Source organism: Streptomyces sp. CRN 30 (assembly GCF_034105845.1).
The window spans coordinates 1-12588 of record NZ_JAVRHI010000394.1; the positions used below are offsets into that span (position 1 = coordinate 1).

At 72.8% G+C, this 12588-nt stretch carries 12 protein-coding genes; 9 read left to right on the forward strand and 3 right to left on the reverse strand.

Translation table 11 applies throughout. The annotated features are described in order from the left end of the window. Positions 1 to 614 precede the first annotated feature (614 nt). The 3 genes from UW392_RS42450 to UW392_RS42460 all read left to right on the forward strand — a co-directional run bounded on the left by UW392_RS42450 (position 615) and on the right by UW392_RS42460 (position 3343). A complete protein-coding gene (locus tag UW392_RS42450) occupies positions 615 to 1502 on the forward strand; it encodes a glycerophosphodiester phosphodiesterase (RefSeq protein ID WP_320780636.1) in 888 nt (295 codons plus the stop codon). Positions 1503 to 1643: 141 nt separating this feature from the next. Then, entirely contained in the window at positions 1644 to 2267 is a 624-nt protein-coding gene (locus UW392_RS42455; protein WP_414497199.1) for an ATP-binding protein, read from the forward strand. 113 nt (positions 2268 to 2380) lie between these two features. Then, on the forward strand, positions 2381 to 3343 hold the full coding sequence (locus tag UW392_RS42460) for a DUF5926 family protein (protein WP_320780638.1): 963 nt from the start codon (positions 2381 to 2383) through the stop codon (positions 3341 to 3343). A gap of 295 nt (positions 3344 to 3638) precedes the next feature. On the opposite strand, the gene UW392_RS42465 is transcribed toward UW392_RS42460, so the two are convergent. Both UW392_RS42465 and UW392_RS42470 read right to left on the reverse strand, forming a co-directional pair. Continuing rightward, positions 3639 to 4589, reverse strand: a complete 951-nt coding sequence (locus tag UW392_RS42465; protein WP_414497184.1) for a hypothetical protein — start codon at positions 4587 to 4589, stop codon at positions 3639 to 3641. A gap of 56 nt (positions 4590 to 4645) precedes the next feature. Beyond that, the gene (locus UW392_RS42470) at positions 4646 to 5311 is read right to left on the reverse strand and encodes a bifunctional DNA primase/polymerase (protein WP_320780639.1); all 666 of its coding nucleotides are present in this window, start codon (positions 5309 to 5311) and stop codon (positions 4646 to 4648) included. A 633-nt stretch (positions 5312 to 5944) separates the two neighbouring features. Between UW392_RS42470 and UW392_RS42475 the strand changes: the two genes are divergently transcribed. Both UW392_RS42475 and UW392_RS42480 read left to right on the forward strand, forming a co-directional pair. Further along, the gene (locus UW392_RS42475) at positions 5945 to 7330 is read left to right on the forward strand and encodes a PP2C family protein-serine/threonine phosphatase (protein WP_320780640.1); all 1386 of its coding nucleotides are present in this window, start codon (positions 5945 to 5947) and stop codon (positions 7328 to 7330) included. A gap of 91 nt (positions 7331 to 7421) precedes the next feature. Then, entirely contained in the window at positions 7422 to 8879 is a 1458-nt protein-coding gene (locus UW392_RS42480) for an aminopeptidase P family protein (RefSeq protein ID WP_320780641.1), read from the forward strand. A gap of 44 nt (positions 8880 to 8923) precedes the next feature. Here the strand turns inward: UW392_RS42480 and UW392_RS42485 are convergent, their stop codons facing one another. Beyond that, positions 8924 to 9367 carry an ATP-binding protein gene (locus UW392_RS42485; protein ID WP_320780642.1) on the reverse strand — a complete coding sequence of 148 codons (444 nt, stop codon included), beginning with the start codon at positions 9365 to 9367 and terminating at the stop codon, positions 8924 to 8926. A gap of 220 nt (positions 9368 to 9587) precedes the next feature. On the opposite strand from UW392_RS42485, the gene UW392_RS42490 reads away from it, so the two are divergent. The 4 genes from UW392_RS42490 (at position 9588) to UW392_RS42505 (ending at position 12580) form a co-directional block, all read left to right on the forward strand. Further along, on the forward strand, positions 9588 to 10445 hold the full coding sequence (locus tag UW392_RS42490) for a hypothetical protein (protein WP_320780643.1): 858 nt from the start codon (positions 9588 to 9590) through the stop codon (positions 10443 to 10445). Between the two features lie 115 nt (positions 10446 to 10560). After that, a complete protein-coding gene (locus UW392_RS42495; RefSeq protein WP_320780644.1) occupies positions 10561 to 11307 on the forward strand; it encodes a YcnI family protein in 747 nt (248 codons plus the stop codon). Positions 11308 to 11393: 86 nt separating this feature from the next. Beyond that, positions 11394 to 12047 carry an SCO family protein gene (locus UW392_RS42500; RefSeq protein ID WP_320780645.1) on the forward strand — a complete coding sequence of 218 codons (654 nt, stop codon included), beginning with the start codon at positions 11394 to 11396 and terminating at the stop codon, positions 12045 to 12047. Further along, positions 12044 to 12580 carry a copper chaperone PCu(A)C gene (locus UW392_RS42505; protein WP_320780646.1) on the forward strand — a complete coding sequence of 179 codons (537 nt, stop codon included), beginning with the start codon at positions 12044 to 12046 and terminating at the stop codon, positions 12578 to 12580. The genes UW392_RS42500 and UW392_RS42505 overlap by 4 nt, the downstream gene beginning before the upstream one ends. Positions 12581 to 12588 lie beyond the last annotated feature (8 nt).

Consider the following 12588-nt stretch of genomic DNA (forward strand, 5'->3'; position numbering starts at 1 on the left):
GGCCGCCACCGCCCGGACCGTATCCGCCCGGACCGTGACCGCCGAAGCCGCCGGCGTCGCCGTGGCCCTCACCGCCGCCTCCGTACGGGCCCGCCGGCGGCTGCGGCGGCGGCCAGGACGCGTCGGGGGCCGAGCCCTGCATGGGGGAACCGGGGCCGGGGCCGGGACCTGAGCCGGTTCCGGCTCCAGGGCCGTAGGGGTGCTGTCCCGGCGCCTGTCCAGGACCAGGACCGGGGGTTTCCTGCTGGGACGTCGCGGACGTCGCGGGAGAATCCACCGGCACGGGGGGTGCGGACGGGGCCGGAGGTACCGCGGTGCCCTCGTTCTCGGTGCTCACAGCTTCTCTCCTCGGTCCACGGCTGTTGTCGGTTCACACTGAGTCGCACTCAGCCACGCTCGTGCGCGCCCGGCCTCTCCGGCCCGGCGCGATGTAGCTGTGCATGTCTTTTTGTATGCCCTCAGCTTTTCCCACGAGCCGTCAGAGCACCATAAGCGGTCGCTGTGGGTCCGTGGCTGTTTCTTACATAGGAAATTTAAAACATATCGGGCACAACGCCCTGACGCGCGCCCCCGCCCGCCCCCCGCCCGTCCCCGCGCGGTGGCACCATGTCGCGGTGACCCACGCACGACAGCACCGCATCCAGGTCGTCGCCCACCGCGGAGCCTCGGAGGAAGCCCCCGAGCACACCCTCGCCGCGTACCGGAAAGCCATCGAGGACGGAGCGGACGCCCTTGAGTGCGATGTGCGGCTGACGGCCGACGGTCACCTCGTGTGTGTGCACGACCGCCGCGTCAACCGTACGTCCAACGGCCGCGGCGCGGTCTCGGCACTGGAGCTGGCCGATCTGGCGGCGCTGGACTTCGGCTCCTGGAAGAACCGCGAGGCGTGGCACCACCGCGACGAGGAACCCGACTGGGAACACCGCCCCGAGGACCGGGAGTCGACCTCCGTCCTCACCCTGGAGCGGCTGCTCGCACTCGTCACCGACGCCGGCCGGCGGGTGGAACTGGCCATCGAGACCAAGCACCCCACCCGCTGGGCGGGCCAGGTCGAGGAGCGGCTGCTGATGCTGCTCAAGCGGTTCGGACTGGACGCCCCGCCCGCCGCCGACGACTCCCGGGTGCGGGTGATGAGCTTCTCGGCGCGCTCGCTGCACCGCGTCCGGGCCGCCGCGCCGACCCTGCCGACGGTGTACCTGATGCAGTTCGTCTCGCCCCGGCTGCGGGACGGCCGGCTGCCGCTGGGAGTCGGGATCGCGGGCCCCTCGGTACGGATGGTGCGCAGCCACCCCGCCTACATCGAGCGCCTGAAGCGGGCCGGTCACCAGGTGCACGTGTGGACCGTGAACGAGCCGCGGGACGTGGACCTCTGTGTGGGGCTCGGCGTGGACGCCATCATCACCAACCGGCCCCGCGCCGTCCTGGACCACCTCGGCCGCCGACAGCCGCCGCAGCCACCGCGACCGCCACAGCCACAGCCACCACACCCACCGCAGCCGTGAGGCCGTGAGGCCGTGTCCGGAAAGTCCGTCCGCTTAACCCTCCACCCCCGGCCAAACCGGCGTGATTCGGCCATCCCGGCTACAGGGAGTGCTCCGGCGCGTTCGCTCCGTGTTCGCCAGTTAGGAGTGCGTCAGCGGACCATGACCGGCCGGTTTCCGGTTCAGGCCAATGGGGCATCCACTCCGTGGCGTGGGGCAAAGGAGGTCTCGGGGGTGGCGTTGGTGGTGGCACAGGAGGTGCCGACGTCGTCGAGCATGGCCGTACCCCATGGCCCGTCGGGCGTGGGGAAAGCACGACACCGTATGCGCGACCAGTTGCGCAAGGGTGGCGTCACGGAAACGGTCATCGACGACGCCGTACTCATCCTTTCCGAACTTTTGAGCAATGCGTGCAAGCACGGCCGGCCCTTGGGCGACGCCCTGGCCGGAGACGGTGACGTCCGCGCCGCCTGGCGGGTCGAAGGCACCGGCCGGCTCCTGGTCGAGGTGACCGACGGCGGCGGACCGACCCGGCCGTCCCCGGCGACCCCGTCGGTGACGGCGCACGGAGGCCGCGGCCTCAACATCATCACGGCGCTGTCCGACGACTGGGGCGTGCGGGACGACGCCCGGGGCGAGGTCACGGTGTGGGTGGTCGTCCACGAGGACGTGTACGACCCGGACGCCGGGCACCGGCGCGACGACTTCGCCACACGGGTGGCCGCCCCGGCGGTGGCCGACATCCCCGGCCTGGACTTCGCGGACGCCTTCGACGAGCTGGCCTAACCGTTTGGGCCGTGAGGCCCACAGGGGCCCGTGGGCCAGGGGCCCGTGGGCCGTGGCGGTAACGGCTAGGCTCGCGCCCGTACGAGTAGAGCCGTAACCGGGAGACACCCACGATGGCCAAGAAGCGACCCCAGACGAAGGCCAGGCGGCCTCAGCTCGACGGAGAGGTCCCGGTCGTCGGCGCCCGCGAACCCTGCCCGTGCGGCAGCGGCCGCCGCTACAAGGCGTGCCACGGCCGCGCTGCCGCGCAGGCCGTGACCGAGCTGGTGCAGCGCCCGTTCGAGGGGCTGCCGGGCGAGGGCGACTGGGTGGCGCTGCGCGAGCTGGTGCCCGCGGCCACGGCCGAGCTGACCTTGAAGGACGGCCTCCCCGAGGGGGTCCCGTCCGTCACGCTGGCGACGGTCCTGCCGATGGCGTGGCCCGCGCTGCGCCGCGACGACGGCTCGGTCCTGCTCGGGCTGCAGAACGACACGCCCTCGGGCGACATCAGCCGCGACCTCGCCGACACCCTCCAGCAGGCCCTGAGCGCCGCGCCGGGGTCGCCGGTGCAGTCCCGGCGCGCGCCGGCCGACGGGCCGCGCCTCCAGGATGTGCTGGCGGCGGACGGCACTTTCGAGCCAGTGGTGCACGAGGGCTTCGAGTTCTGGGTCCCGGACCCGGAGAACGCCACGGCGGAGGTGACCGCCTCCCTGGAGCGGGCCAACGCCGCGGCTATCCCGACCGTCCGGCTCCAGGGCGTGGACGCCGCCTACTGGTGCGAGACGCCGGAGAAGAACCACCTGCGCTGGGTCATGCCGCACGAGGAGGAGCGGCTTCTGGACGCTCTCGCGCGGCTGCACGCGGCGGGCCGCTCGTCCCTCGGCGAGGGCACCCGGCTGGTCGGTTCCTTCCGCGCCCACGGGCTCATCGTGCCGGTCTGGGACCTGCCGACCGGTTTCTCGGCGCAGGACGCGGAGAAGCCGGCGGCCGAGTTCGCCGAGCGCCTCGCCGAGGCCCTGGCCGTGGAGACGCCGCTCACCGCGGAGGAGCGCCGGGCGCGCGGCGGCCTCACCAACCGGCAGGTCACGCTCAGCTGAGGGCCGTCCGCCGACCCCGTTCCGGCCGTTCGACGGCGGGTCCGGGGCCGGTCTCCGGCGGGAGCGGCGGCGGTTCGGACGGGGGGTGACTCCGATCACAACTCCCGGTCAGGACAGGCCAGTCGATGACCGGAAACACCGAGACCGAATTTGCTAACCGCCGATCTCTTGTTACCGTTCGAGTAGCCCGGTTGCTGGTGCATCCCCCGTCGCCAGCAACCGGGTCTTCACATGTCGCCCCTCGCTCACCGAACGCGGTCGTACGTCAACTGGCCGTTCCCGGCGGCGGCTACGGTCAGCCGCTTCCCGTTCGCAGCAGCAGCGGCCCGTACCCGGCCCGGTTCGCGAACTCGGCGACCGCTGTGTAGGACGCGGCCGCACCCCGGATCCGTTCCCTGGGCGTCTCGCACGACCCCGGTTCGTCCTCGGCGCTCACCGCGCAGCGCGTCTGTACGGTCCGGCCGCCGGTCCCGAGGAGACTCAGTACGGCGTCGAGCGGCCCTCCGGTCACGTTCCGGTAGTAGGTGCGGGCCCAGATCTCGGTGCCTTGGGCCAGGACGCAGGTCTGTGCCTCGATGCCCTCGGGGGAGGTCAGTTCGGGTCCGCAGCGCACGGCGGTGGCCAGTCCCTCGCCGAGTGTCGGCACCGAGCGGCCGGAGGCGGAGGCCCGCCCCTTCGATCCGTCCCCGAAGTCCCCGAGGTCCCCGAAGTCCGTGGGGTCCCCGAAGCCGCTGGAGTCCTTGGAGTACCTGGAGTCCCCGAGGTTCCCGGAGTCCCCGGGCCCCGTACCCCCGGTGCTCGCGTACGTCCCGTCGGCGGCCCGTCCGGCGCCGGAGGACGCCGTCCCGCCGCCCGTCGGCAGTTCCCGCGGGCCGCTCGCCTTCCCGTCGTCCCGGCCGCCGCCGGGCTCCGCGGGGGAGGAGACCGACGAGATGCCGTCACGTCCCCGGCCCGAGTCCGCCGCGGTCTCGGCGCGGTCCCGCTCCGAGCCCGCCGTGGCCACGGCGAAGGGCAGGACCACCGCGCACGCGATGCCGCCGACGAGGGCGACCACCCGCAGCCGGCGTGCGTCGGGCCCGTGGTTCCGGCGCTCCTCCGCACCGCCGCGGTGCCGGCCGGCGGCGGCGTCCTGACGGGGCTCCGGAGTACCACGCTGCCGGGCGTCCCGGGCGACACGCTGCCGCGCCTCCGGAGTACCCCGGTGACGCGACGGACCGGCGCGGTGTTCCCCAGCAGGAAGCGGCATGAAGCGGACGATAACGACCGCGGACGGATGCCGGGACCGCCCGCGCCCGACACCCCCTACATCTCGGGGGCGCTCACACCCGTACGAGTGAGGGCGTCGACGACCGCGTCCACGACGGCCTCCACGTCCGGGACCCAGGGGGAGGAGGAGCCGGGCAGCGGGGCCCGCTCCCAGCGGACGGCGCCCGTGCCGCTCTCGGACGGGGGCAGCGCGAGGTAGCCGCCCTGGCCGTGGAAGCGGAGGGAGCCGGGGACGAAGTCCTTGGCGTAGAGCAGTTCGCCGAGCTGCTCCATGGAGTACGGCTTGACCAGGATCGACCAGCGGGTGGCCGAGGCGACGACCGGGCCGAGACGCATGCCCATCCGGTCGAGGGCGACCAGCGCGCGGGCGGCCGGCAGCGCGGGCAGGGAGACGGCACAGGGAGCGGTGCCCCCGGTGGCCAGGACGATGGGGGCGGCCGGCCGGTTCGTCCACCACCAGCGCACCATCCGCCCGTCGGTGGTGGCCGCGAGCAGACCGGGGTCGAAGGGGTGCGCACCGGGCACCGTGCACTCCGGGTCGGGACAGGAGCAGCGGGAGCGTCCTTGCGGGTCCGCCGCCACACCCGGGAGTACGGGCCACTGCCATTCCGTGGCGTAGGTCAGGGCCGCGCCGATCAGACCGGGCCCCCCGTCGCTCCGCCGGGACAGGAGCCTGCGTCGCCTTCCGAGGATCTCGCGCATGAGCGCTCGTTCCTTTCCGTTGCACGCTGGCAACACCGTGGTCCAGAACACACCTGTGTCGATCACTTCACTGCGCGTAACTGTCGGCGCATCACACCCTGTCGAAGACAACCCCGTCGAAGACAAGGGGAACCCCTATGGGTCGAGCATTGGCTGCGTCCGCGGCCGGTCCGTCCATACTGCGTCTGTCAAAAGCATGGGCGTGGCGCGGGGGTGGCGGAGTCTGGCGTTTTGCCGTCCCGCGTATTTCTCTCCGCCTCCGCCACGGGAGGATGGGGCACGGTCGTCGGTGGATAGGACGCCCGGGTCCAGCGCCAGGTTCCGGATGGCTTCCAACCACCCCTGGCTTTCACCGAGTACGTACCCATCACGACCGCTGTGACGCTCCGTGAAGCACCCCCAGTCGACAGCAACAAGCCTTCCTCCGGGGCAGTTTCAAGCCATCTTTGTTTTTTCGCAAGACGTAGCGAAGAAAGTCACTTACGCCTCATGGACACCAGGAATCCCAGCAGGACAATGCTGGACATCCCCTCACGAGTGCGTGTACATGTGGAGACACTGCCGGCGACGCAGAATGACATGGGGGTTTGCGATGCTTTTGAGCAGTAAGCACCGGTCGGAAAGCCGACGGCCATGAACGCCCCGCACCCTCCGAAAGTGGCCGGAATCGATTCAACGGTTCCCTCACCCGCACACACTGTCGCGTCCGTCACGTCCGGCGGCTCCCCGGCCGTCCCCGGCGCCCCGGCCGCCCTTCTCCAGGACCGCCTCGCCGGCTGGGTCTCCGACCTCACCACCCTCCATGAGCTGACCGAGCGCCTGATCCGCACCGGCACCCTCGACGACGCCCTGCCCGAGCTGCTGCGCGCCGGAGCCACCCTGCTCGGCGCCCGCCGCGGCCTCGTCGTCCTGGAGCCCGCCGACGGACTCGGACCCGCCACCACCACCGGCCTCGGGCTCGGCCGCGCCGACCTCGGCCATCTGGAGACCGTGGAGCGCGCCGCGCTGTCGTACGGGCGGATCCTCCAGGGGCTGCCGGTCGCCGACGGCGGGATCGCCGAACCCGACCTGCTCGCCGAGGAAGGGCTCGACCCCCGCCACCGCGAAGTGGCCGCCCGGCTCGGGTACGCGGCCAGCTACACCCTGCCGCTGCGCACCGAGGACACCGGCCCGCTCGGCGCCGCCGTATGGCTCTACGACGAACCCGCCGCACCGCGCGAGCGGCAGCGGTACCTCGCCGGGCTGTACGTCCGGTACGCCGCCGCGCACCTCGCCCGGCTCGTCGAAGTGGAGCGCACGCGCGCGTGCGTCGCGGCGATCCGCGAGGAGCTGCTGCCCGCGCGGCTGCCGCGGGTGCCCGGGGTCCGGCTCGCCGCCCGGCACCGCACGTCCCCGCGCGGCGGCGGCGACTGGTACGACGCGCTGCCGCTGCCGGACTCCGCGCTCGGTCTCGCCGTCGGTTCGGTCACCGGCTCCGGTCCCGGCGCCGTCGCCGCGATGGGACGGCTGCGCGCGTCCCTGCGGGCGTACGCGGTGATGGAGGGCGAGGACCCGGTCGCCGTCCTGTCCGACTTGGAGCTGCTGCTGCGGCTCACCGAGCCCGCCCGTTCCGCCACCGCGCTGTTCGCCTACTGCGAGCCCGCGCTGCGCAGGATCACGCTGGCCGGCGCCGGGCACAGTCCGCCGCTGCTGATCGGCGAGCGGCGCACGGAGTTCGTGGAGACCTCCGTCTCCGCGCCGCTGAACATGCTGGCCTGCTTCGAGGCGCCGAGCGTGGAGCTGCGCGCCGAGGCCGGAGAGACGGTTCTGCTCTACAGCGACGGGCTGCTGCACCGTACCGGCGACCCGGTCGACCGCGCCTTCGCGCGGCTGCACGCCGCCGCGGCCGGGGTGTCCCGGGCGGGCCGGCAGGACCCCGACGCCGTCGTGGACCACGTCCTGCGCACGGTCCTTCCCGACGGACGGGACCGGGCGGACTCCGAGGAGGACGTCGTGCTGCTGGCCGTGCGCTTCGACTGACCGCCGGCGCGACAGGTCCACCGGCCCTGGTGCTCCTTACGTACGACCGTACGATGGGGGGTGGTCCAGTGCCGTGACAAGGAGGATGACCGTGTCGGAGGAGCTTCCGGAGAACCCGGAGACCGCTGAGGAAGAACCGATCAAGCAGCGGAAGAACGGCCTGTACCCGGGTGTTTCCGACGAGCTCGCCGAGAACATGAAGTCCGGCTGGGCCGACACCGAGCTGCGCGACCTGGAGCCGATCGCCCAGGCCGCCGAGACCGCCGCCCGGCGCGCCGCGCTCTCCGCGCGGTTCCCCGGCGAGCGCCTGGTGATCCCCGCCGGCAACCTCAAGACCCGCTCGAACGACACGGAGTACGCCTTCCGCGCCTCCGTGGAGTACGCGTACCTCACCGGCAACCAGACCGAGGACGGCGTCCTCGTGCTGGAGCCGAAGGGCGAGGGCCACGAGGCCACGATCTACCTGCTGCCGCGCTCCGACCGGGAGAACGGCGAGTTCTGGCTGAACGGCCAGGGCGAGCTGTGGGTCGGCCGCCGCCACTCCCTCACGGAGGCGGCGACGCTGTACGGCATCCCCGCGTCCGACGTGCGCGAGCTGGCGGAGAAGCTGCGCGAGGCCACCGGCCCGGTGCGCGTGGTGCGCGGCTACGACGCCGGCATCGAGGCGGCCCTGACCGACAAGGTCACCGCCGAGCGCGACGAGGAGCTGCGCGTCTTCCTCTCCGAGGCCCGGCTGGTCAAGGACGGGTTCGAGATCGGCGAGCTGCAGAAGGCCGTCGACTCCACCGTGCGCGGCTTCGAGGACGTCGTGAAGGTCCTCGACAAGGCCGAGGCGACCAGCGAGCGCTACATCGAGGGCACGTTCTTCCTCCGCGCGCGCGTGGAGGGCAACGACGTCGGCTACGGCACCATCGCCGCCGCCGGTCCGCACGCCTGCACCCTGCACTGGGTCCGTAACGACGGCCCGGTCCGCTCCGGCGACCTGCTGCTGCTCGACGCGGGCGTGGAGACGCACACGTACTACACCGCGGACGTCACCCGCACGCTCCCCGTCAACGGCACCTACAGCGAGCTGCAGAAGAAGGTGTACGACGCCGTCTACGAAGCGCAGGAAGCCGGCATCGCCGCCGTGAAGCCCGGTGCCGCCTACCGCGACTTCCACGACGCCGCGCAGCGCGTGCTGGCGGAGAAGCTCGTCGAGTGGGGCCTGGTCGAGGGCCCGGTCGAGCGGGTGCTGGAGCTGGGCCTGCAGCGCCGCTGGACGCTGCACGGCACCGGGCACATGCTCGGCCTGGACGTCCACGACTGCGCCGCCGCGCGCACGGAGGGCTACGTCGACGGCACGCTGGAGCCCGGCATGGTGCTCACGGTCGAGCCGGGTCTGTACTTCCAGGCCGACGACCTGACCGTGCCGGAGGAGTACCGGGGCGTCGGCGTCCGCATCGAGGACGACATCCTGGTCACCGAGGACGGCAACCGGAACCTGTCGGCGGGGCTGCCGCGCCGGTCCGACGAGGTCGAGGCGTGGATGGCCGGGCTGAAGGGCTGAGCCGCCCGCCCTCCGCGCCCCGGGCGGCGGAGGGTCCGGGGAGGTCACACCGCGAGGAGCGGTGTGTCCTCCCGCCACTTGATGATCTTGTCGAAGCTCACCACGGCGCCGCCGCGCGTCGAGGTGTTGCCGATGTGGACGTGGTCCGCCAGCTCCCGGATGATGCGCAGCCCCCGGCCGTGCTCGGCGTCCGCGGGGGCCTGGCGGGCCGGTCGCGGCGTGGGACCGGTGAACCCGGGGCCCGTGTCGCTGACCTCGATGCGGCACCGCTCGCCGTCCAGGTAGGCCGTGACGCGGTACGCCGCCGAGGGATCGCTCGCCCCGCCGTGCTCGACGGCGTTGGCGCACGCCTCACTGAGGGCGACGGAGAGGTCGTAGGAGCTGTCGGGGTCGACGCCCGCCGTCTCCATCGCGCCGAGCAGAAGGCGACGGGCAAGGGGCACGCTCGCGGCCTCGCGCCGCAGATGGAGTGACCACCAGATGCTCATGCTCCAGCCTCCCGGCCGCGGCTCGACATACCGTTACGTATTGCCCGACGGCCCGTGGCGTAAGCGCGGCGCTGACGTGAGACCGCCCATACGGCGGATGCGCCCCGGCGGCCACCGGTGTATGCGGGGCGCTCCCACCGAAGCCTGACCTTCCGGTCGTACGGCATCTTGCGGACCTGCCGCACGGGGTGGGTGGGCCCAGTGCGATGATGAGCCCGCCATGACTGCCCCCCACCCGCCTACGGCGCGCTCCGGGAACGACCTCCGGATCCTGCGGGCCGCGGTGTTCGCCGCGGTCTGCGTCGTGCTGGCCGGGGCGGGGCACGCCCTCGCCGCCTGCGCCGCCGTTCCGCTGTGGTCACTCGGCGTGGGGTTCCTGGGCGCGGTCGTGGTCGCGGCGCCGCTCGCCGGACGCGAGCGGTCACTGCCCGGGATCGCGGCTCTGCTCGCCGTCGGACAGACCGCGCTGCACACGCTGTTCGGACTGGGCCAGCACGGCGCCACGGCCGCCGCCTCCGGTACGGCGGTCACGGCCTCCACCGGCACCTCCGGCGCGGTGTCCGACGCCTCGCTGGTGCAGCAGGCGGCGCGGCTCATGTGCGGCACCACCGCGGCGGCGATCAGCCCGGCGCAGGCGCAGCGCATCCTCAGCGACGCGCGCGTGCAGCCCGGCACCGCCTCGCACCCGGGCGCCGCGCACCATCCGGCGGACGCCCTGTCGGCCGGTTCCGGTTCCGCCGCCGCACTGCTGCCGTCGCTGCCGATGCTGCTCAGCCACGTCCTCGCGGCGGTGGCCGCCGGCTGGCTGCTGCGCCGCGGGGACCTGGCCCTGGCCCGGCTCGTCGCTCTGTCGGCGCACTCCGCGCAACTCGTCAGCGAGGGTGCGCTCGTACGCTCCCTGCGCGCGGCGCTCGCTCTGGTGCGCGCCCTGTGCGCCGGTCTGCTGGGCGCGCCGGATGACGCCGCACGCCCCCCGCGTACGGCCCTGCTCGCCGTGGCGCCACCCCGTACCACCGCGCTCCAGCACTCGGTGATCCGGCGGGGACCGCCGCGCGCCGCGTTCGCCCTCGCCGCCTGACACGACGCGACCGCCGCTGCCTCCGTCCGGAGGGGTGGGCCGCCGTCGTGCGGCACGCGCGCGTGCGCGCACCCCTCCACCGGACACCACCAGCAGAAGAAGCGGAGTGCCCTTCATGAAGGCTTCCCGTATCGCCGCCGCCGGCGCCGTCGCAGGCGCCACCGTCCTCGTCCTGTCCGGTCCCGCCTTCGCGCACGTCTCCGTGCAGCCGGAGGGCGAGGCCGTCCAGGGCGGTTACGCCACCATCGACTTCAAGGTCCCCAACGAACGCGACAACGCCTCCACCACCAAGCTGGAGGTCACCATGGACGCCGACCACCCGCTGGCCTCGGTGATGCCGCAGCCCGTCGAGGGCTGGGAGGCGAAGGTGACCAAGAGCAAGCTCGACAAGCCGCTCGAAGCGCACGGCGAGAAGCTCACCGAGGCCGTCACCAAGGTGACCTGGACGGCCGAGGGCGACGGCATCGAGCCCGGCTTCTTCCAGAAGTTCCCGCTCTCCGTCGGCGCCCTGCCCGAGGACTCCGACGAACTGGTCTTCAAGGCGGTCCAGACGTACTCCAACAAGGAGGTCGTCCGCTGGATCGAGGTCCAGCAGGAGGGCCAGGAAGAGCCCGACAACCCGGCCCCGGTCCTCGAACTGACCGCGGCCGACGCCGACTCCGACGCCCACGGCTCCGCCGGCGGCGAGGCCGACGACGCCGACGACACGGAGGCCGCGGCCGAGACCACCGAGGCCGCCGCCGAGGACTCCGACGGCTCCACCGACACCACCGCCCGTGTCCTGGGCGTCGTCGGCATCGTCGTCGGAGCGGCGGGCGTCGCCTACGGCGTGCTCGCCGGCCGCCGCCGCGGCACCGCCTGACGCACCACCCGTCCGGTGCGCGCCGGGGACCCGCCGAACACGGTCCCCGGCGTGCGCCGGCCCGCTCACAACTGGGACATTTCTCTATGCGCAAGAAGACGTTGGCCGCGGCCGCCCTGCTCGCCGCCGCCTCCCTCACCCTCACCGCCTGCGGCAGCAGCGACGACTCCGGCTCCCCCGTCACCGTGGTCTCCGAGGACTCCTCGGCCCAGAAGGCCGCCACCGTCCTCGACCAGCCCTTCGAGAAGCCGGACCTGGTCCTCACCGACACGCACGGCGACGAGTACGACCTCCGTGCGGAGACCGAGGGCAAGCCGACCCTCATCTACTTCGGCTACACCAACTGCCCCGACGTCTGCCCGCTGACCATGAACAACATCGCCGTGGCCAAGAAGCAGCTGCCGAAGGCCGAACAGGACGAGCTGCGCGTCGTGTTCGTCACCACCGACCCCGAACGGGACACCCCCGCCGCCCTCGGCAAGTGGCTCAAGGGCATCGACTCCCAGGTCGTCGGCCTGACCGGCGACTTCGACACCATCCAGGCCGGCGCCCGCACCCTCGGCATCTCCATCGAACCGCCCGAGAAGGACAAGAACGGCAAGATCGTCTCCACCCACGGCACCCAGGTCGTCGCCTTCTCCCCGAAGACCGACGCGGGGTACGTCCTCTACGGCGAGGACGCCACCGTCGACGACTACACCGCCGACCTCCCCAAGCTGATCAAGGGGGCGAAGCCGTGACACGCCCCGCGTGGCCGGCCCTGGCGCTGGCGCTGGCCGGTGCCCTGGCTCTCGCGGGGTGCGGCGCGGACGCGTCCGGCTCGGACACGGCCGCCTCGGGCGCCGACCTCTCCGTCGGCTCCGCCTACATGCCGCAGCCCGTCTCCGAGACGATGGCCGCCGGGTTCCTCACCGTCACCAACGACGGCGGCACCGACGACGCGCTCACCTCCGTCACCAGCGACGCCGGCGAGGTCACCGTGCACGAGACGACCGACGGAACGATGCGGCAGGTCGACCGCCTCACCGTCCCGGCCCACGGCCGCCTCGCCCTGGAGAGCGGCGGCGACCACCTGATGTTCGAGAAGCTGAAGAAGCGGCCGGAGGAGGGCCAGACGGTCTCCGTCGAGCTGCACTTCGCCGACTCCGACCCGATCAGCGTCGACATGCCGGTGAAGGCGGCCACCTACCGGCCCGACAGCACGCGGTCCAACACCGCACAGCCCGACAGCACACAGTCCGGCACCGCACAGCCCGAGCACTCCAGTCACTGAGGGAGGGA